At 70.5% G+C, this 19,744-nt stretch carries 17 protein-coding genes; 16 read left to right on the forward strand and 1 reads right to left on the reverse strand.

Features of this window, described 5'->3' with window-relative positions; all coding sequences use genetic code 11:
• Positions 1-27: 27 nt before the first annotated feature.
• The 16 genes from AC1ROY_RS27820 (at position 28) to AC1ROY_RS27895 (ending at position 18,196) form a co-directional block, all read left to right on the forward strand.
• Positions 28-414, forward strand: a complete 387-nt coding sequence (locus tag AC1ROY_RS27820) for a type II toxin-antitoxin system CcdA family antitoxin (RefSeq protein ID WP_493152185.1) — start codon at positions 28-30, stop codon at positions 412-414.
• A 2-nt stretch (positions 415-416) separates the two neighbouring features.
• The gene (locus AC1ROY_RS27825; RefSeq protein WP_493152186.1) at positions 417-716 is read left to right on the forward strand and encodes a CcdB family protein; all 300 of its coding nucleotides are present in this window, start codon (positions 417-419) and stop codon (positions 714-716) included.
• Between the two features lie 2 nt (positions 717-718).
• A complete protein-coding gene (locus tag AC1ROY_RS27830) occupies positions 719-2,389 on the forward strand; it encodes a stimulus-sensing domain-containing protein (protein ID WP_493152187.1) in 1,671 nt (556 codons plus the stop codon).
• 148 nt (positions 2,390-2,537) lie between these two features.
• Positions 2,538-3,542: a tripartite tricarboxylate transporter substrate binding protein gene (locus AC1ROY_RS27835; protein WP_493152188.1), complete on the forward strand. Its 1,005-nt coding sequence runs from the start codon at positions 2,538-2,540 to the stop codon at positions 3,540-3,542.
• A gap of 4 nt (positions 3,543-3,546) precedes the next feature.
• A complete protein-coding gene (locus tag AC1ROY_RS27840) occupies positions 3,547-4,509 on the forward strand; it encodes an aldo/keto reductase (protein WP_493152189.1) in 963 nt (320 codons plus the stop codon).
• Between the two features lie 48 nt (positions 4,510-4,557).
• On the forward strand, positions 4,558-5,814 hold the full coding sequence (locus AC1ROY_RS27845) for a protease (protein WP_493152190.1): 1,257 nt from the start codon (positions 4,558-4,560) through the stop codon (positions 5,812-5,814).
• A 111-nt stretch (positions 5,815-5,925) separates the two neighbouring features.
• Entirely contained in the window at positions 5,926-6,444 is a 519-nt protein-coding gene (gene rimP, locus AC1ROY_RS27850; RefSeq protein ID WP_493152320.1) for a ribosome maturation factor RimP, read from the forward strand.
• A gap of 3 nt (positions 6,445-6,447) precedes the next feature.
• Positions 6,448-8,004: a transcription termination factor NusA gene (nusA, locus tag AC1ROY_RS27855; protein ID WP_493152191.1), complete on the forward strand. Its 1,557-nt coding sequence runs from the start codon at positions 6,448-6,450 to the stop codon at positions 8,002-8,004.
• Entirely contained in the window at positions 7,916-8,629 is a 714-nt protein-coding gene (locus AC1ROY_RS27860) for an RNA-binding protein (protein ID WP_493152192.1), read from the forward strand. Before nusA ends, AC1ROY_RS27860 begins: the two co-directional genes overlap by 89 nt.
• 21 nt (positions 8,630-8,650) lie before the next feature.
• A complete protein-coding gene (gene infB / locus AC1ROY_RS27865) occupies positions 8,651-11,458 on the forward strand; it encodes a translation initiation factor IF-2 (protein ID WP_493152193.1) in 2,808 nt (935 codons plus the stop codon).
• Positions 11,459-11,530: 72 nt separating this feature from the next.
• On the forward strand, positions 11,531-11,962 hold the full coding sequence (rbfA, locus tag AC1ROY_RS27870) for a 30S ribosome-binding factor RbfA (protein ID WP_493152194.1): 432 nt from the start codon (positions 11,531-11,533) through the stop codon (positions 11,960-11,962).
• A 151-nt stretch (positions 11,963-12,113) separates the two neighbouring features.
• Positions 12,114-13,058 (forward strand): tRNA pseudouridine(55) synthase TruB, encoded by a 945-nt coding sequence (truB, locus tag AC1ROY_RS27875; protein WP_493152195.1) that lies wholly within the window; start codon positions 12,114-12,116, stop codon positions 13,056-13,058.
• 73 nt (positions 13,059-13,131) lie between these two features.
• Complete coding sequence (gene rpsO, locus AC1ROY_RS27880) at positions 13,132-13,401, forward strand: 30S ribosomal protein S15 (RefSeq protein ID WP_493152196.1); 270 nt, start codon at positions 13,132-13,134, stop codon at positions 13,399-13,401.
• Positions 13,402-13,463: 62 nt separating this feature from the next.
• Positions 13,464-14,015 carry a YceI family protein gene (locus AC1ROY_RS27885; RefSeq protein WP_493152197.1) on the forward strand — a complete coding sequence of 184 codons (552 nt, stop codon included), beginning with the start codon at positions 13,464-13,466 and terminating at the stop codon, positions 14,013-14,015.
• Positions 14,016-14,459: 444 nt separating this feature from the next.
• Positions 14,460-16,670, forward strand: coding sequence for a polyribonucleotide nucleotidyltransferase (pnp, locus tag AC1ROY_RS27890; RefSeq protein ID WP_493152198.1), 2,211 nt, complete (start codon positions 14,460-14,462; stop codon positions 16,668-16,670).
• Positions 16,671-16,795: 125 nt separating this feature from the next.
• Positions 16,796-18,196 carry an NAD(P)H-dependent flavin oxidoreductase gene (locus tag AC1ROY_RS27895; protein WP_493152199.1) on the forward strand — a complete coding sequence of 467 codons (1,401 nt, stop codon included), beginning with the start codon at positions 16,796-16,798 and terminating at the stop codon, positions 18,194-18,196.
• Positions 18,197-18,211: 15 nt separating this feature from the next.
• On the opposite strand, the gene pdxR is transcribed toward AC1ROY_RS27895, so the two are convergent.
• Positions 18,212-19,705 (reverse strand): MocR-like pyridoxine biosynthesis transcription factor PdxR, encoded by a 1,494-nt coding sequence (gene pdxR, locus AC1ROY_RS27900; protein WP_493152200.1) that lies wholly within the window; start codon positions 19,703-19,705, stop codon positions 18,212-18,214.
• Positions 19,706-19,744: the final 39 nt, after the last annotated feature.

A 19,744-nucleotide genomic window follows, 5' to 3' on the forward strand; every position in this document is an offset into this window, starting at 1 on the left:
CGCGAGGCTTTCGGCTAGCTGAGGGGCATGCGGGATTCCGGCCTTTCCAGGGCGATCGAGCGGGCAGGGGGCGTCAACGCCCTGGCCCGGGCGCTCGGCCTCGCCAGCGCCTCGGTGGCGCAATGGCGCAGCGTGCCGCCGGCCCGGGTGGGCGAGGTCGCCCGCGCCACCGGCCTCTCGCCCGCCGAGCTCCGGCCCGACCTGCAGCCCGGCTTTGCCGAGACCCAGACGCCCTTTGCGGAAGCCGAGGCGCTCGGCCTCGACGCGGCCGCCATCGCAGCGAAGGCCTTGCGCGAGGCGGTCCGTGCGGAAAAGGCCCGCCGCTGGCTGGAGGAGAACCGCGAGGCGATCGAGGCCCACAACAAGTGGGTCGAGGAAAACGGCCTGCCGCTCGCCGCATACCGCATGTTCTGACGATGGCACGCTTCGACCTCTATCGGCCGAAGCGTGGCCCGGGGTATCTCCTCGACGTCCAGTCTGACTGGCTCGAAGCCTTGCCCTCAAGGATCATCGTGCCCTTGCTCCCGCCGACGTCCGCGCTGCCCGTGATCCGCGACCTCACGCCGCTCTTCGAGGTGGCGGGGGAGGAGGTCGCGATGATGACGCACTACCTGACGGCCGTGCCGAAGCGCGAGCTCGGCCGCCCCGTCGGCACCCTCGCCGAGCACCGCGACGAGATCATCCGCGCCCTCGACACCCTGCTGATGGGCTTCTGACCATGCCCGAAGCTCCCCTGCTCAAGCCCGACGAGGCCGGCCCGGTCCCGGAGCGGACCCGCCGCCGCTGGGTCTCGCCGCTGCTGCGGCGCATCCTGCTGGTGAACGCGCTGCCGCCGGCACTGCTGGCCGCGGCGCTGCTCTACCTCGACCAGTACCAGAACGGGCTGCTGGCCGCCGAGGTCGAGGCCATGCGCAACCAGGCGCGCATCTATGCCGGCGCCATCGCCGAGGCCGCCGTCCGCATCCAGGACGACCGCGCCGTGCTTGTGCCCGAACAGGCGCGGCCGCTGCTGCGCCGCCTCGTCGAGCCCTCGCCCAACACCCAGGCGCGGCTCTTCGACACGGCCGGCCTCGTGGTCGCCGACAGCCGCGTGCGCGAGGCGGTGGGCGGCGCCGTCGTCACCGAGCCACTGCCGGCGCCGGTCTCGCGCGGGGCGCTCTCGGACTCTGTCTCCGGCCTCTACGAGCGGGTGCTCGGCCTGCTGCCCAGCCAGTCGCGCAACCCCGTCGTGCTCGACACCACGCCCGACGCGCAGAGCTTCGACTGGCAGCCCGACCTCGGCCCGGAGCGCCAGGCCGAGCTGCGCCTGGCGCTGGAGGGTGGCGTCACGCCCTATATCCGCCGCACGCCCGACGGCCGCCTGCTGGTCTCCGTCGCCGAGCCCGCGCGGCGCGGCGCCCAAGCCGTCGGCATCGTGCTGCTGACGCGCGAGGCGCGCGAGGTGGACGAGCGCCTCTTCGAGATCCGCGCCAGCGTGCTCGGCCTCTTCGTCCTCGCGCTGATCCTGACGGTCGCCGTCTCGCTCTATCTCGCGCGCACGATCGCCACGCCGATCCTGCAGCTCGCCGGCGCCGCAGCGGAGATGCGGCAGGGCAAGGGCCGCACCGGCAGCGTGCCGGCCGGCCTGCTGGAGCGGCGCGACGAGATCGGCGTGCTCTCGCGTGACCTGCAGGCCGCGGCCCGCGCGCTCTGGGCGCGGATCGACGCCAACGAGCGCTTCGCCGCCGATGTCGCGCACGAGCTGAAGAACCCGCTCACCAGCGTGCGCAGCGCCATCGAGACGCTGCGCCGCGTGGAGGATCCCGCGCAGCAGCGCCGGCTGCTCTCCATCATCGCCAATGACGCGGTGCGGATGGACCGGCTGATCGGCGATATCTCCGACAGCTCGCGGGTCGATGCCGAGCTCTCGCGCACCATCGCCGAGCCGGTGGATATCGGCCCGATCCTCGCCGTGCTGGTCGAGCTGCACAACACGACGCGCCAGCCGAACGATCCGGAGATGCATCTGGAGGCCCCGGAGAAGCTGGTCGCGATGGGGGTGGAGGACCGCCTCGTGCAGGTGATCCGCAACCTGCTGGGCAACGCCGTCTCCTTCAGCCCGGAGAACGGCAACGTCTGGCTCCGGGCCCGCGAGACCGCGAACGAGGTCGAGCTCACCGTCGAGGACGAGGGGCCCGGCATCCCCGACGCCAAGCTCGAAGGCATCTTCGACCGATTCTACACCGAGCGCCCCCGCGGCGAGCGCTTCGGCCAGCATTCGGGGCTGGGCCTCTCCATCTCGAAGCAGATCATCGAGGGGCTGCGCGGACGGATCGGCGCGGAGAACCGCAGGGACGCCGACGGCAAGGTGCTGGGCGCCCGCTTCACGGTGCGGCTGCCGAAGGCCTAGGCGGGCACGGGACGAGGGCGCCAGCCGCCCCGGTCGGCGTTGACGGCACACTTGGCCCGGTTCAATCTACAACAAAATCAAAGACATTCAACGATGTTGAATGTCGCCGACGACCGGAACCATGACCTTGGGTGGGAGGGAAAGAGACATGCAAGACCGTGCATCCGCGCTCGCGCGCCGTCCGCTTCTCGCGGCGGCGGCGGCAGGCTTTCTCGCCGCAGGGCCGGCGCGGCATGCTGCGGCACAGGGAACGCCCGCCTATCCGACCAAGCCCGTGACCATCATCGTGCCCTTCGCGCCCGGCGGCCTCGCGGACATCCTGGCCCGGCTGATGGCGGAGAAGCTACGGCAGGAGTTCGGTGCGCCCTTCGTGGTGGAGAACCGGCCGGGCGCCGGCGGCATCGCGGGGGCCCGCACGGTCGCTTCCGCCGCGCCGGATGGCCATACCCTGCTGCTGGGCAATACGAACCTGGCCATCAACCCCAGCCTCTATCGCAGCCTTCCCTACGACACCGCAACGGCCTTCACGCCCATCGTGCTGGCGCTGACCCTGCCCAATGTCATCGTCGTGCGCTCGGACCTTCCGGTGAGGACGCTGGGCGAGCTGATCGCCCTGGCCCGGGCGGAGCCGTCCCGCCTGAACTACGCCTCGGCCGGCAACGGCACCTTTCCGCATCTGGCCATGGCCCTCTTCCTCCAACGGGCGGGCATCGCCATGACGCATGTCCCGTTCAACGGCGCGGCGCCGGCCATGTCGGCCATCGTGGCCCGGCAGGTGGACGTGCTGTCGAGCGATCCGCCCGGCGCCCTGCCGCAGATCGCGGCGGAGGTGCTGCGGCCGCTGGCCGTGACCTCCCCGGCGCGGCTGTCCTCACTGCCCGACGTGCCCACCGTCTCGGAGGCGGGGCTGCCGGGCTTCGAGGCCCTGGCCTGGCAAGGGCTGGTGGCGCCCGCCGGTACGCCCGCCTCGGTGATCCAGCGGCTGCACGACGCGGCCGTCCGTGCCCTCGCCGCGCCCGACGTCCGCGCGCGGCTGCTCTCCCAGGGCGTGAGCTTCGGCGCCGGCAGCGTGGCGGATTTCGCCGAGTTCCTGCGGCGCGACACCGAGAAGTGGAAGGCCGCGGTCGAGGCCTCCGGCGCCTCGGTGGATTGAGGCGATGGAGGAACGGAATCTCGGCCGGTCGGGCCTTGTCGTCTCGGCCATCGGGCTGGGCTGCAACAACCTCGGAGGCCGCTGCGACTTCGAGGCGTCGCGCGCCGTGGTGCATGCGGCGCTCGATGCCGGCGTGACGCTCTTCGACACCGCCAATGTCTATCCGCGCGGCGGGGCCGGCCGGTCGGAGGAGTTCCTCGGCCGGCTGCTGGGCGGCCGGCGCAAGGACGTCGTGCTGGCGACGAAGGTCGGCATCCCCATGGACGGGCGGCTGGGCGGGCTGTCCCGTCGCACGGTGATGACCTCCGTCGAGGAGAGCCTGCGGCGGCTGGGGACGGACTGGATCGACCTCTACCAGCTCCACCGCTTCGACCCGCTGACGCCGGTGGAGGAGACGCTGCGCGCCATCGAGGACCTCGTCCGGCAGGGCAAGGTCCGCTATCTCGGCTGCTCGCGCTTCGCCGCCTGGCAGGTGGTGGACGCGCTCTGGACCTCGAGGGTGAACGGGCTCTCCGCCTTCGTCTCCTGCCAGGACGAGTACAGCCTGCTGGCGCGCGAGCCGGATGCGGGGCTGCTGGACGCGATGGCCGCCCATGGCCTCGGGATGCTGCCCTACTTCCCGCTGGCGAGCGGGCTGCTGACGGGCAAGTATCGCCGCGACGCGCCTATGCCGGAGGGCGCGCGGCTGGCCTATACGCCCGTGCTGTCCGACCACTTCGTGACCGAGCACAACTGGTCCGTCCTCGAGCGGCTGGAGCGCTTCTGCGCCGCCCGCGGACGCGGCCTGCTGGAGCTTGCCTTCTCCTGGCTGCTGGCGCGGCCGACGGTGGCCAGCGTGATCGCCGGCGCCACGAGGCCCGGGCAGATCCTGCAGAACATCGAGGCCTCGGGCTGGGCGCTGAGCCCGGAGGAGATGGCGGAGGTGGACGCGATCACTGCGCCCCAGCGGGCGGTCCCGGCGCCCTAGGCAGGAACCTTCGCCGCGGGCAAGGTTCGGCCGCAGCGGATACGAGACATGATCGAAGTCGCTTCCATCCTGATCGGCGCGGAAACCATACGGCGCCGCTGGTGGGTGATTGCCGCCGTCGGGCTGTCGTGGATGGCGCTCGGCGCCTTCTTCTTCGTCAACGCCATGGTGGAGGAACTGCGGATCAACGACGTGTATTTCGTGATCCCGCTGCTGGTCGACGGCAGCCTCTCCCTGGCGGCGGCCTTCAACAGCTCCGGCACGGGCCGAAAGGTCCGCTTCGCCAAGGCCGCCGCCTTCCTGGCCATCGCGCTGCTGGTGATCTTCGAGCACGGGCACAGCGCGATGATCATCGGCTTCGTCGCCGGCACCTACCTGATCATCGACGCCGTCTGGCGGGCCGCGAGCGCTTATGTGGTCCGGTTCCGGCGATGGCGCCTCTCGTTGTTCAACGCCGGTATCGAGTTTCTGCTGGGCGCCTGGTCCTTCGTGCCCTGGCCGACGCAGTGGCAGGGCGAGGTCGGCATCGATGTCGGGCTGCTCCTCATGGTCTCGGCCCTCGGCATCTGCGGGATGGCCTGGCGCATCGTCCGGCTGCCGCCCGGCACGCCCATGTCCAGGATCCTGTCGGACGGGGGCGGCCGGGAGGCGGCGCATGCCCGCGGCCCGGCCGTCCCTGCCGGGCCGGAGGCCACCGTCACCGTCCATGTCTGGACGCCCACCGGCGCGCTCGCGCCGATCGGCCGGGGCGTCAGCCGCTATGTGGCGGCGCTCGACGAGCAGGGCGTCATCTCGACCGGCCATGCCGCGCTCGCCGGGCCCGGCTTCTATGTCAGCCACTATCCGGCGGTGGAGATCGACCGCTCGGCGGGGGATTTCCGGCGGACGCTGCGGGCGACGCACGACAACGACGTGCCGGGCCGCTTCCAGCCGAGCTACGAGGAGGAGAGCGCCGGCTGGTGCCCCTCCACGCTGCAGGTGCGCCTGCCGGGCCTCGACACGCGCGCGATGCGCGAATTCTGGGACGCCTACAGCGCCGACACGACCTACAACCTGACGAACCGGAACTGCTCGAGCACCGTCGCGGCGGTGATCGAGTCGGGGCTGGAGGGAATCTTCGCGGCGCATGCGGGCTCGCCCTGGTTCCTGCTGCGGCTCCTGCTGAGCCCCGAGCTCTGGATCGCCGGCCACCTGCGCGCCCGCGCGGCCGCCATGGCCTGGACGCCCGGCGTCGTGCTGGACTATGCGCGCGCCCTCTCCTATGTCGTCGCCCTGCCGGAACGCCTGGGGCGCGCGCGGCCCTGATGCCCCGGAGCGCTGCACCCTTGCATCGGCATCCCGAAAGCGTCATATGGGGGCCTTACCAACACCATCCGTTCTTAGGGGGGTGGCCTTCCGGGGCCGCCTTTTTTGTTTTTGACGATCGAACGTCCGCGACATGAAGGGCTCGACGCCCGTATTGCCGATCTCGTGGCTCCCACCATCGAGCACATGGGTTATGAGCTCGTCCGCGTGCAGATCAGCGGCAAGGAGCGGCCCACGGTCCAGATCATGGCCGACCGGATGGACGGCGCGACCTTCACCGTCAGCGATTGCGAGAACATCAGCCACGCCGTGGGCGCCGTGCTCGACGTCGCCGATCCGATCAAGGCCGAATGGATGCTCGAGGTGTCCTCGCCCGGCATCGACCGCCCGCTGACGCGCACCAAGGACTGGGAGCGCTACGCCGGCCATATCGCGACGGTGGAGATGCAGATCCCCGTCGAGGGCCGCAAGCGCTTCCGCGGCATCGTGCTGGGCGCCGACCTGGAGAATGCCCGGCTCCGCCTGGACGAAGGCCCCGAAATCTCGCTGCCGCGCGACCAGATGCGCCGCGCGAAACTCGTCCTCACCGATGAACTCATCGCCGCCACGTCGGCGAACAAAGGGAACTGAGACATGGCCCTGGATGTTGCGATCCCCCGCCCCGAATTCCTGCAGGTCGCCGAGGCCGTCGCCCGCGAGAAGATGATCGAGCGCGAGGAAGTGCTCGAGGCCATGGAACTCGCCATGGGCAAGGCCGGCAAGCAGAAGTACGGCCTCGAGAAGGACATCCGCGCCACCATCGACCGCAAGAACGGCGAGGTCCGCCTCTCCCGCTGGACCGAGGTGGTCGAGCAGGAGCCGGTGGAGAACGAGGACACCCAGATCCCGCTGCGCATCGCGCAGAAGGTGAAGCCGGGAATCGCCATCGGCGAGTTCATCGTGGACCCGCTGCCGCCCATCGACTTCGGCCGCATCGCCGCGCAGACCGCCAAGCAGGTCATCGTGCAGCGCGTGCGCGAGGTCGAGCGCAAGAAGCAGTTCGACGAGTACAAGGACCGCGTCGGCGAGATCATCAACGGCACGGTGAAGCGCACCGAGTACGGCAACCTGATGGTGGAGCTCGGCAAGGCCGAGGCCCTGCTGCGCCGCGACGAGACCATCCCCCGCGAGGCCTTCAAGAACGGCGACCGCGTGCGCGCCTATATCTACGACGTCCGCGAGGAGCCCCGCGGCCCGCAGATCTTTTTGTCGCGCACGCATCCCGGGTTCCTGGCGAAGCTGTTCGCCCAGGAGGTCCCTGAGATCTACGACGGGATCATCGAGATCAAGGCCGTGGCGCGTGACCCCGGCAGCCGCGCGAAGATGGCCGTCATCAGCCGCGACTCCAGCATCGACCCGGTCGGCGCCTGCGTCGGCATGCGCGGCTCGCGCGTGCAGGCGGTCGTCGCCGAGCTGCAGGGCGAGAAGATCGACATCATCCCCTGGAGCCAGGACATCGCGACCTTCATCGTGAACGCGATGGCCCCGGCCGAGGTCTCCAAGGTCGTGCTGGACGACGAGAGCAAGCGCGTCGAGGTCGTGGTGCCGGACGAGCAGCTCTCGCTCGCCATCGGCCGCCGCGGCCAGAACGTGCGGCTGGCCTCGCAGCTCACGCGCTACGACATCGACATCCTGACCGAGGCCGGCGAATCCGAGCGCCGGCAGGAGGACTTCCGCAAGCGCAGCGGCCTTTTCGTCGAGGCGCTGGACGTGGACGACGTGATCGCCGGCCTGCTGGTGACCGAGGGCTACTCGACGATCGAGGAGATCATCGAGGTGGACGACGAGGAGCTCGCGGGCATCGAGGGCTTCGACGAGGCCATCGCCGCCGAGCTGAAGCGCCGCGGCATGGCCTTCCTCGAGGCGAAGGACGCCGAGTTCGAGAATCGCCGCGTCGAGATCGGCGTGTCGGACCAGATCGCCGAGATCGGCACCTTCACGCCCGCCATGCTGGTGGCCCTCGGCGAGGCCGGCATCAAGACGCTGGACGACCTGGCCGACCTGGCCTCGGACGAGCTGATCGAGATCCTGGGCGCCGACGCGATGGACGAGGACACGGCCAATGCCGTCATCATGGCCGCGCGCGCGCACTGGTTCGGCGAGGACGGCGAGCACCCCGAGGGCGAGGAAGGGGAAGCCGCTCCTGGCTGACCTTGCGCAACCCGCCGCGGACGACGATATCCCGGACGACGCGATCGCGCGCGAGCGCGGTCCGTTGCGCCGATGCATCGTCACGCGGCAGGTGCTTCCCAAGGAGCGGCTGATCCGTTTCGTCATAGGTCCTGCGCGCGAGCTGGTCCCCGATCCGGGTGGACGTCTGCCGGGCAGAGGCCTATGGTTGCTGGCGCAGGAAGACGTGTTGCGCAAAGCGCTGAAGCAGGGCGCCTTCGCCAAGGCAGCGCGGGGCTCCGTGGGAGTTCCGGGCGATCTTGGCGCGCTCGTCGTTTCCGGCCTGCGACAGCGCATCCGCGATTTCCTGGGCTTCGCCCGGCGCAGCGGCGAGGCGGTCGCGGGGCGTGAGGCGGTGATGGACTGGCTCCGCCACGACAAGGTGGCGCTGCTCGTCCAGGCTTCGGATGGCAGCCCGGCCGAGCGGAGCAGACTGGTCGGCAGCCGAGAGCTGCCGGTGCTGACTCCGCTCACGGCCGCGGAGTTGGGTGGGGTTTTCGGACGGGATCGCGCGGTGCATGTCGCGGTCTCCCCGGGTCGGATGGTGTCCTCGCTGCAGGCGGAGGCGGCCCGGTTGGCCGGCTTCGAGCCGGCAGCCGGGGTTTAGGGATTGGTTTCGGAACGGCGAATGAGCGACCAGAACGATCAGGATGCGGCGAAGAGCCGGTTGAGCCTCCGCCCCGCGGGCCGCTTGGAGTTGGGGAAGACTGTGGATGCCGGGAGCGTCCGGCAGAGCTTCAGCCATGGGCGGTCGAAGGTCGTCCAGGTCGAGGTCGTGAAGAAGCGCGCGCCGGTGCCCGGCACGCCGCCGGCGACGCTGCGCGCCCCGACGCCGCCCGCGCGCCCCGGCGCTCCGCGCCCGGCCACGCCCGGCGGTCCGGCCAAGCCCGGCGGCGCGCCGTCGCGCGGGCCCGCGCCCAGCGCCGGCCGCCCGCTGACGGCCAGCGAGCTCGCCACGCGCCAGCGCGTTCTCGAGGAGAATCGCCGCGTCGAGGCCCAGCGCGAGCGCGAGCAGCGCGAGCAGCAGGCCCTCATGGTGCGCAGCGCCGCCGAGGAGGCCGCCCGCCGCGCCGAGGACGAATCCCGCCAGCGCGAGGAGGAGGAGGCCGAGGCCCGCGCCGCCCGCCAGGAAGCGCAGCGCGCCGAGCGTGAGGCGGCCCGCAACGCGCCGCCGCCGGCTGCGACGCCTGCTCCGGCGAGCCCGGCCGCAGCCGCTGCTCCGACCGCGGCCGCAGCGCCTGCGGCCGCGCCGCGCCCGGCCGCGCCCGAGGCCCCGCGCCCGGCGGCGCCCAGCGCTGCGCCGCGCGTGACGCCGCTGGCCGCCCGCGCCACGCAGGGTCCGGCCGTCCGGCCGTCCAGCCCGCCGCCGTCCTCCGCGCCCGCGGCGAGGCTCTCGCTCAACCCGCGTGCGCGCGGCGAAGAGGAAGACGACCGCCGCGGTCCGCCGCGCCGTCCTGGCGGCGGCATGTCGCCCGGCGGCGTGAAGCGCCCGATGCCGGCGCCCGTGAAGAAGACTCCGCTGGCCGGTGGCCGGCGTGACGCCAGCGGCCGAATCGACGTCGCCGCCGCGATGGATGGCGAGGACGAGCGCAGCCGCTCGATGGCCTCGGTCCGCCGGGCCCGCGAGCGCGAGCGCCGGCAGCAGGAGCTGGCCCGCCTCCGCGCCGGCCAGGAGCGTGTCGTCCGCGACGTGATCATTCCCGAGACCATCACGGTCCAGGAGCTTGCCAACCGCATGGCCGCCCGCGGCGGCGAAGTGGTGAAGGCGCTGTTCCGCATGGGCGTGATGGCGACGCTGACCCAGAGCATCGACGCCGACACGGCCGAGCTGGTCGCACAGGAATTCGGCCACCGCGTGAAGCGCGTGGCGGAAGACGACGTGGAGATGGGCCTGGAGGGCATGATCGACGAGGACGAGGCGCTGCAGCCGCGCCCGCCGGTCGTAACCATCATGGGCCATGTCGACCACGGCAAGACGAGCCTGCTCGACGCGCTGCGCAAGACCGACGTGGCGGCGCGCGAGGCGGGCGGCATCACCCAGCACATCGGCGCCTATCAGGTCGAGACGGCGCAGGGCCGCGTGACCTTCATCGACACGCCGGGCCACGAGGCCTTCACCGCGATGCGCGCCCGCGGCGCCGGCGTCACCGATATGGTGGTGCTGGTGGTCGCGGCCGACGACGGCGTGATGCCGCAGACCATCGAGGCCATCAAGCACGCCCGCGCGGCGGACGTGCCGCTGATCGTCGCGGTGAACAAGATCGACAAGCCGGGCGTCAACCTGGACCGCGTGCGCAACGAGCTGCTGCAGCACGAGGTCGTGGTCGAGAGCCTGGGCGGCGACACGCAGGAGATCCAGGTCTCCGCGACCAAGGGCACGAACCTCGACAAGCTGCTGGAGGCCATCATCCTCCAGTCGGAGATCCTGGACCTGCGCGCCAATCCGGACCGCGCGGGCGAGGGCACCGTGATCGAGAGCAAGCTCGACCGCGGCCGTGGCCCGGTGGCGACGGTGCTCGTGCAGAACGGCACGCTGAACCAGGGCGACATCGTGGTAGCCGGCTCCGAATGGGGCCGCGTCCGCGCGCTGGTGGACAATCGCGGGGCGCAGCTGAAGTCGGCCGGGCCCTCGATGCCGGTGGAGATCCTTGGCCTTTCGGGCGTGCCCTCGGCCGGCGAGAACTTCATCGCGGTCGACAGCGAGTCCAAGGCCCGCGAGGTCAGCGAGTTCCGCCAGCGGCGGGCGCGCGACAAGGCGGCGGCGCAGCTCGGCGCCAACCGCGGCTCGCTCAACGAGATGCTGGCGCGCATCCAGGCGGGCGAGCAGAAGGAAGTGGCGGTCGTCGTCAAGGCGGACGTGCAGGGCTCGGCCGAGGCGATCAACGTCACCCTCGGCAAGCTCGGCAACGACGAGGTGCGCGTGCGCGTGCTGCACTCGGCGGTCGGCCAGATCACCGAGAGCGACATCCAGCTCGCCAAGGCATCCAACGCCGTGGTTGTGGCCTTCAATGTCCGCGCCACGACGCAGGCGCGCGAGATGGCGCAGCGGGACGGTGTGGACATCCGCTACTACTCGATCATCTACCAGGTGTCGGACGACATCGAGGCGATCTTCAAGTCGCGGCTGGCACCGGTGCAGCGTGAGAACTTCATCGGCTACGCGACGATCCTGCAGGTCTTCGAGGTCAAGCGCATCGGCAACGTGGCGGGCTGCCGCGTGACCGAGGGCGTGGTGAAGCGCGGCTGCGGCGTGCGCCTCATCCGCGAGGGCGTGGTGGTCCACGAGGGCGAGCTGTCCACGCTGCGCCGCTTCAAGGACGACGTCCGCGAGGTCACCAACGGCTACGAATGCGGCATGGGCTTCAAGAACTACGACGACATCCGCGTCGGCGACCAGATCGAGTGCTTCGAGACGGAGACCGTCGCGGCCGCCTGATTTCCGCGGTTCGAGGGATAGGGGCGCGGTGGGGCAGCCCGCCGCGCCCTTTGCTTTTCAGAGAGACGAGACATGGCCAAGCGCCACAACGACACCCCGCCCGGCGCGCCCTCGCAGCGCCAGCTCCGCGTCGCGGAGGAGGTGCGCCACGCGCTGGCGGCCGTCTTCGAGCGCGGGGATTTCCGGGATCCCGACCTTGCCAACGCGCGGATCACGGTGACGGAGGTGCGGGCCAGCCCGGACCTCAAGCACATGACCGCCTTCATCAGCGGCCTCGGCCGCGACGTGCCGCCGGAACAGTTCGCCGCGCTGAAGCGGGCGAGCGCCTTCCTGCGCGGGCAGGTGGCGAAGTCCGTGCGGCTGAAGTTCGCGCCCGACCTGCATTTCCAGCCGGACCATGCGCTCGACTACGCCATGAAGATGGACGTGCTGATGAAGCAGCCTGCGGTGGCACGGGACCTCGCCGTGGAGAAGAAGGATGCGCCGGATGGTGAGGCGAGCTAGCATCGGCCATCGATGCCGCGCTGTCTCCTGATGATGCGGAAGCCATAACCGCCGCGGAGGGCAGCCAAGCCCTTGCCCCCGCAAACTTGCTCTACCCATCCCCGCGCAACCGGCTAGAACGCGCCTTCACTTCGGACCGACTCCCCAGGACATGGCACGCAACTTCCGCAAGAAGCCCCGCGGTCGCGAGATCGACGGCTGGCTCATCATCGACAAGCCCACCGGCATCGGCAGCACCGACGTGGTGAACAAGGTCAAGCGTGCCTATGACGCGCAGAAGGCCGGGCACGGCGGCACGCTCGACCCGCTGGCCACCGGCCTACTGCCCATCGCCTTCGGCCATGCCACCAAGACCGTGCCCTATGTCATGGATGGCACGAAGGTCTATCGCTTCACCCTGCGCTTCGGCGAGGCGCGCGACAGCGACGACGCCGACGGCGCGGTCGTCGAGACCAGCGATTCCCGTCCCTCGGACGAGGCCATCCGCGCGGCGCTGCCCGCCTTCACCGGCGACATCATGCAGATCCCGCCGATCTATTCCGCCATCAAGGTGAACGGCGAGCGCGCCTACGACCTCGCACGCGACGGCCAGGCCGTCGAGCTGGAGGCCCGCCCCGCGCGCGTCGACCGCTTCGAACTGATCGAGCGCCCCGATGCCGACACGGCCGTCTTCGAGGTCCAGTCGGGCAAGGGCGTCTACATGCGCTCGCTGGCGCGCGACCTTGCCCGGGCCACCGGCGCGCTCGGCCATATCGCCGCCTTGCGCCGGCTGCGGGTCGGCCCCTTCAAGGAAGCCGACGGAATCCCCCTGGACAGGATCGTCGTGACGGGCGATACGCCACCCCCTTCGCTGGACCTCCTTCTCCCCCTGACGACCGCGCTGGCCGACATCCCGGCACTGGCCGTTGTGGAAGGGGAGGCCGCCCGCCTCAGTTTCGGCCAGGCCCTGAGCCTCGTGGATCTGATGGGCCGGGTTCCATCCGAGGCCAGTCCCGATGGGGGGCTGGTCCGCGTGATGGCAGGGGGGCGGTTCGTCGGCCTGTGTCGCCTCGAGGAGGGGATGCTGCGGCCCGAGCGGTTGATGGCTTCTGCCTGAAAACCAACGGATCGGTTCATCTCTCAGCCGCGCTGGGCTCAGTCCCTGGGCGGCCAACCCGAAGGATTTCACGATGTCGATCACTGCGGAGCGCCGTCAGGCGCTCATCATCGAGCATGCCAAGAAGCCCGGTGACACGGGCAGCCCCGAAGTGCAGGTGGCCCTGCTCTCCGAGCGCATCTCGAACCTCACCGAGCACCTGAAGACCCACGCCAAGGATTTTCACAGCCGCCGCGGCCTGCTGGTCCTGGTCGGCCAGCGCCGTGGCCTGCTCGACTATGTGAAGCGCAAGGACAAGGCGCGCTACGACGCGCTGATCGCCAAGCTCGGCCTGCGCCGCTGAGGCCGGGCGGGCCTGAGCGCCCGCCCCCTTTCCGCCGGACCCGGCCGCACCACCTCCGGAGGGTGATCGGCCGCCGGCTTCTGCTTGCCCTACCCCTGCTGCCCGCGCTTCCGGCGCGGGCTCAGCGGGCGCGCTACGCCTTCGACCAGGACAGCGGCCGGATCGGCTTCACCTTCCGGCACCTGTTGCTCTTCACCGCCATGGGCCGGTTCGAGCGCTTCCGGGGCATGCTGATGCTCGACCCCGCGCATCCGATGATGATGGGCGTGGACTGCGTTCTCGACATGGCCGAGGTCCGGGTGTCCCTGCCGGGCGCCACCGAACGCCTCCGCTCCGAGCCCTTCTTCGACGTCGCGCATTTCCCCGAGGCCCGCTTCCACGGCACGGCGAACGGGCAGGGCGACGCCGCCTCCTTCCCCATCATGGGCGAGCTCACCCTGCGCGGCGTCACGCGCCCCTTCCGGATGCAGGCCCGTCTGATCGACCGGCGGCCGGGCGCGGTGCGCTTCGAGGCCGAGGGCGAGATCAGCCGCGCCGCGTTCGGCCTGCTGGCGGATCGGCCGCTTGTGTCGGATGCGATCCAGTTGAGCGTGGATGTCTGGATTGCGCTGTAGAGCGAGAGGGCTTCGCCCCTCGCCGGGACCTGGGTCCTGCACCCTGTTCTGGGTTTCAAAATATGGGCCGGAGATGCAAGAAGCTGAGGTTCTTGCCGGGGAGTTTGAGAGGCGCCCCTCAAGGAGCCACCCCAGAATTCGCACTGGCGCTCGCGGCCCATCCGGTCCATAAGGCCGCCCAGCCGATCCCGGGACTGTCCAGGGCCGGCCCAACCACGCGCGCAGCGGCGGGTTGTCAGAGCCTCCGAGCCCCCTGAACGGAAGACGGGTCTGGCGGCGTTTCCGGCCACATGGCTTCGCCGCGGGTGCAATCCCCGGCCCCCATGTTCCCCGAGACGCCGAAAGCCTCCCTCCCCGAAGGGCCTTTTCTGCGGACGGACTGTCACCCTGCCGCATGCGTACCCGAAAAGTCCCCGCGCCGATGCGGGGCAAGAAGGACGACGCATGTTCGACAACTACTTCCGCAAGGATATCTCCTGGGGCGGTCAGATCCTGACGCTGGAGACCGGCAAGGTCGCCCGCCAGGCCGACGGGGCCGTCATGGCCCGCCTGGGTGACACCATCGTGCTCTGCACCGTGGTCGGCGCCCGCGGCGTGAAGCCCGGCCAGGACTTCTTCCCGCTCACGGTGAACTACCAGGAGAAGGCCTTCGCGGCCGGCAAGATCCCGGGCGGCTTCTTCAAGCGCGAGGGCCGGCCCTCCGAGAGCGAGACCCTGATCTCGCGCCTCATCGACCGCCCGCTCCGCCCGCTCTTCCCCGAGGGCTTCCGCAACGAGGTGCAGGTCATCGCGACCGTCCTCAGCCATGACCTCGAGAACGATCCGGATATCGTGGCGCTGGTCGGCTGCTCGGCGGCGCTGACGCTCTCGGGCATTCCTTTCTTCGGCCCGGTGGGCGGCGCGCGCGTCGGCTACATCGACGGCGGGTACGTGCTCAACCCGACCGCCGCCCAGCGCAAGCTGAGCGCGCTCGACCTCGTGGTCGCCGGCACGGCCGAGGGTGTGCTGATGGTCGAGTCCGAGGCGAAGGAGCTCTCCGAGGACGTGATGCTCGGCGCCGTCGAGTTCGGCCACAAGTCGTTCCAGGCGGTCATCGAGGGCATCATCGCGCTGGCCGAGGTCGCCGCGAAGGAGCCCTGGAACGTCGCCGAGGCCGATCCGGCGCTCGTCACGCTGAAGGCCCGCATCGCCGAGCTCGGCACGGCCTCCGTGGGCGAGGCCTACAAGATCACTGAGAAGCTCTCCCGCCAGAAGGCCGTGGGTGAGGCCAAGAAGGCCATCGTCGCCGCGCTGGAGACCGAAGGCGCCGACGTCGCCGCGGCCAAGGGCCTGCTGAAGGAGCTGGAGGCGGACGTGGTCCGCAACGCGATCCTCGACACCGGTCTCCGCATCGACGGCCGCGACACCAAGACGGTCCGCCCGATCCTCGCCGAGGTCGGTGTGCTGCCGCGCGCCCATGGCTCCGCGCTCTTCACCCGCGGCGAGACGCAGTCGCTCTGCGTGGCCACGCTGGGCACGGGCCAGGACGAGCAGGTCATCGACGCGCTCGCCGGCGAGTACCGCGAGCACTTCATGCTGCACTACAACTTCCCTCCCTACTCCGTGAACGAGACGGGCCGCATGGGCTCGCCCGGCCGCCGCGAGATCGGCCACGGCAAGCTGGCCTGGCGCGCGATCCATCCGGTGCTGCCGGAGAAGGAGAAGTTCCCGTACACCATGCGCGTGGTCTCCGAGATCACGGAATCCAACGGCTCGTCGTCGATGGCGACGGTCTGCGGCACCTCGCTCTCGCTGATGGACAGCGGCTGCCCGCTGCTCCGTCCGGTGGCCGGCATCGCCATGGGCCTGATCAAGGAGGATCGCGGCTTCGCGGTGCTCTCCGACATCCTGGGCGACGAGGATCATCTCGGCGACATGGACTTCAAGGTGGCGGGCACCGAGGCCGGCATCACCGCGCTGCAGATGGACATCAAGATCACGTCCATCACCTTCGACATCATGAAGACGGCGCTGGGCCAGGCCAAGGACGGCCGCTTCCACATCCTCGGCGAGATGGCCAAGGCCATCAGCGGCGCCCGCGGCGAGATGGCGGCCACCGCGCCGCGCATCACCGTGATCACCGTGCCGAAGGACAAGATCCGCGAAGTCATCGGCACGGGCGGCAAGGTGATCCGCGAGATCGTCGAGCAGACCGGCACGAAGATCGACATCGAGGATGACGGCACGATCAAGATCGCGTCGAGCAACCCCGAGGCGACCCAGGCCGCGATCGACCGCATCAAGGGCATCACGGCCGAGGCCGAGATCGGCGCCATCTACAACGGCAAGGTGGTGAAGACCGCCGAGTTCGGCGCCTTCGTGAACTTCCTCGGCGCCAAGGACGGCCTGGTCCACATCTCCGAGCTGGCCAACGAGCGGGTGAACAAGACCACCGACGTCGTCAAGGACGGCGACGCGGTGAAGGTCAAGGTCATCGGCTTCGACGACCGCGGCAAGGTGAAGCTCTCCATGCGCGTGGTCGACCAGGCCACGGGCGCCGATATCACCGAGCAGGTCGGCGAGCGCCGGCCGCGCGAGCCGGGCGAGGGCGAGGACCGCCCCCGCCGCGACCGCGACGACCGGGGCGGCCGCGACCGCCGCCCCCGCCGCGACTGATCGGGGAATCGGCCGGGCTTTCTAACCCGGCCGAAAAACCCCATATCCACCCGGCGCCTGATGGCGCCGGGTGTTTTCATGCTAGTGTCACATCCGGAAATATGGACGGCAGGGACGACGCGGAAGTGAAGGCCATCAATACCATCCGCATGGGCGGCGTGGACGTTCTTCCCCTCGTGGAGGGCGGCAAGGGCGTGGCCGTCAGCAACGGCCTGACCGCCGGGGCCTGGGCCGCGGCGGGCGGGGTCGGCACCTTCTCCGCCGTCAATGCCGACAGCTACGATCCCGAGGGCCGGACCATCCGGCAGACCTATACGGGCCGCACGCGCGTCGACCGTCATGAGGAGCTCGTGGCCTACGGCATCGCCGGCGGCATCGCCCAGGCGCGCGAGGCCCGCGAGGTCGGCGGCAAGGACGCCCGCATCCACGCCAATATCCTCTGGGAGATGGGCGGCGCCGAGCGCGTGATCCGCGGCGTGCTGGAGGGGGCCAAGGGCCTCATCAACGGCATCACCTGCGGCGCCGGCATGCCCTACCGCCTGTCGGAGATCGCGCGCGAGTTCGGCGTGCACTACTACCCCATCGTCAGCTCGGCCCGGGCCTTCAGCGCGTTGTGGAAGCGCAGCTATTCCAAGGTCAGCGACTGGCTGGGCGGCGTGGTCTACGAGGATCCCTGGCTCGCCGGCGGCCATAACGGCCTGTCCAACAGCGAGGACCCGAAGAAGCCCGAGGCGCCCTACGAGCGCGTGCGCAAGCTGCGCGAGCAGATGCGCGCCTTCGGCCTGGATGACACCCCCATCATCATGGCGGGCGGCGTCTGGTGGTTGGAGGAATGGGACGACTGGATCGACAATCCCGAGCTCGGCCCCGTTGCCTTCCAGTTCGGCACGCGGCCGCTGCTGACCAAGGAAAGCCCGATCAGCGAGGCCTGGAAGCAGCGGCTGACCACGCTGAAGCCGGGCGATGTGCTGCTGCAGCCCTTCTCGCCGACGGGCTTCTATTCGTCGGCCGTGCGCAACGAGTTCCTCCAGGACCTCGAGGCGCGCAGCGAGCGCCAGGTGGCCTACAGCAGCGAGCCGGTCGGCGAGCACACGGCGGAGTTCGGCATCGGCCCGCGCAAGCGCCTCGTCTGGCTGACGCCGGCCGACCGCGAGCACGCCATCGGCTGGACCAACCAGGGCTTCAGCGAGGCGCTGCGCACGCCGGATTCCACGCTGGTCTTCGTGACGCCGGAGAATGCGCGCGAGATCGTGAAGGACCAGGTGGACTGCATGGGCTGCCTCAGCCAGTGCCGCTTCAGCAACTGGACGCAGCACGGTCCGGAGTTCAGCACGGGCAAGAAGGCCGATCCGCGCAGCTTCTGCATCCAGAAGACGCTGCAGGACATCGCGCATGACGGCAGCCTGGAGAACAACCTGATGTTCGCCGGGCATAATGCCTATCGCTTCGGGTCGGACCCCTTCTACTCCAACGGCTTCGTGCCGACGGTGAAGCAGCTGGTCGAGCGGATCCTCACCGGGCGGTAGCCTCTTCGGCCATCGCTATTTGTCGGAAATGCAAGAACCTGGGGTTCTTGCCGGGGTGCTCGAGGGGCGGAGCCCTTCGATGCCACTCGCGAGCATTCGCGCTGCGTGCCGCAGCGCGCCCGGCTCATGCCCCGAAAATCCGAGCATGAGCGCCTGGATCGGCCGCTCGGCCATAAACATCGGACTGACCGGCCGCGCGATGACGCCCGCGCGTTCTGCGGCCGCTGAGATCTCCGTGTCGAGCCATCCCGGCCGCAGCCGCGCGAGCAGCTTGAGGCCCTGATCCGGCGCCTCGACGTCGAGGAAGCGTCCGCAGGATTCCCGCAGCGCCTCCACCAGCGCGTCGCGCGAGAGCCGGTAGCGCTGCCGCATGCGCCGCAGGTGCTGGGCGAAATGCCCCTCGGCCAGGAAGTCGGTGACCACGCCCTCCTGGAAGACGGGCGGATGCCAGTCGGACAGAAGGCGGGCCGACTGCACCGGTTCCAGCAGCTCCGGCGGCAGCACCGCATAGCCCAGCCGCAGGCCGGGGAAGAGCACCTTGCTGAAGGTGCCGATGTAGATCACGCGCCCCGCGTCATCCACGCCCTGCAGCGAGGCCAGCGGGCGGCCGGCGTAGCGGAACTCGCTGTCGTAGTCGTCCTCGACGATCCAGGCGCCGGCGCGCCGCGCCCAGGCCAGCAGCTCCATCCGCCGCGCCATGGAGAGCACCACGCCCATCGGATATTGCGAGGAGGGCGTCACATAGGCGAGCCGCGCGGAGGGCGAGGCGGCGACGCCCTCGCTCACGATCAGCCCCTGCGCATCCACCGGCACCGGCACGATCTTGGCTCCTGCCGCGGCCATGGCGGCGCGCAGCGCGGGATAGCAGGGGTCCTCGATCCAGACGGGATCGCCCGGCGCCACCACCACCTTGCGCACGAGGTCGATGGCCTGCTGCGCGCCGGAGGTGACGATCACCTGGTCGGGCGTGCAGCGCACCGCCCGCGCGGCGCCGAGGTAGTTCGCGATGGCCTCGCGCAGCGCCAGCGAGCCGCGCGGGTCGCCGTAGCCCAGCATGTCGGGATCGGGCGACTGCAGCCGCCGTAGGGTGAGCTGCCGCCAGATGCGGGCCGTGGCCTCGTCCCAGGAGGTGCGGCCGGTGTTGAAGGGCTGTGCGCCCGGCTGGACCATGTTGGGGAGGTTGAGCGGGGCCGATTCGGGCTTCGTCGGGCGCGGCCTTGCGGTCGCCGGTCGCTCCAGCCCCTGCGGCAGGTCGCTGGAGACGTAGCTGCCGGCGCCGACGCGCCCTTCGATGAAGCCCTCGGCCAGCAGCTGCTCATAGGCTGCGACCACCGTGTTGCGCGCGATGCCGAGCCGCTGCGCCAGGACGCGCGTGGCGGGCAGGCGGCTGCCGGGCGGCAGCGTGCCGCCGAGGATCGCCCGGCGCAGCTCCAGATAGACCTGACGCAGCAGAGGCGTGCCGTTGGTGCGCTCGATGGCGAGCAGCAGCAGGTCGGAGAGGTCGGCCATGATCCCAGCCTAGCACCGATGCAGAATTGGACCAGCGCT

The organism is Roseococcus sp. GW821-FHT12F05, from assembly GCF_058806835.1.

Bases quoted from the DNA above. Each gene is read 5' to 3' on its own strand.
- rbfA (WP_493152194.1), top strand. From the start codon at position 11,531: ATGGCCAAGCGCCACAACGACACCCCGCCCGGCGCGCCCTCGCAGCGC.
- AC1ROY_RS27830 (WP_493152187.1), top strand. From the start codon at position 719: ATGCCCGAAGCTCCCCTGCTCAAGCCCGACGAGGCCGGCCCGGTCCCG.
- rpsO (WP_493152196.1), top strand. From the start codon at position 13,132: ATGTCGATCACTGCGGAGCGCCGTCAGGCGCTCATCATCGAGCATGCC.
- AC1ROY_RS27845 (WP_493152190.1), top strand. From the start codon at position 4,558: ATGATCGAAGTCGCTTCCATCCTGATCGGCGCGGAAACCATACGGCGC.
- AC1ROY_RS27840 (WP_493152189.1), top strand. From the start codon at position 3,547: ATGGAGGAACGGAATCTCGGCCGGTCGGGCCTTGTCGTCTCGGCCATC.
- AC1ROY_RS27860 (WP_493152192.1), top strand. From the start codon at position 7,916: ATGCCGTCATCATGGCCGCGCGCGCGCACTGGTTCGGCGAGGACGGCG.
- nusA (WP_493152191.1), top strand. From the start codon at position 6,448: ATGGCCCTGGATGTTGCGATCCCCCGCCCCGAATTCCTGCAGGTCGCC.
- pdxR (WP_493152200.1), bottom strand. From the start codon at position 19,705: ATGGCCGACCTCTCCGACCTGCTGCTGCTCGCCATCGAGCGCACCAAC.
- infB (WP_493152193.1), top strand. From the start codon at position 8,651: ATGAGCGACCAGAACGATCAGGATGCGGCGAAGAGCCGGTTGAGCCTC.
- AC1ROY_RS27825 (WP_493152186.1), top strand. From the start codon at position 417: ATGGCACGCTTCGACCTCTATCGGCCGAAGCGTGGCCCGGGGTATCTC.
- AC1ROY_RS27835 (WP_493152188.1), top strand. From the start codon at position 2,538: ATGCAAGACCGTGCATCCGCGCTCGCGCGCCGTCCGCTTCTCGCGGCG.
- AC1ROY_RS27820 (WP_493152185.1), top strand. From the start codon at position 28: ATGCGGGATTCCGGCCTTTCCAGGGCGATCGAGCGGGCAGGGGGCGTC.
- pnp (WP_493152198.1), top strand. From the start codon at position 14,460: ATGTTCGACAACTACTTCCGCAAGGATATCTCCTGGGGCGGTCAGATC.
- truB (WP_493152195.1), top strand. From the start codon at position 12,114: ATGGCACGCAACTTCCGCAAGAAGCCCCGCGGTCGCGAGATCGACGGC.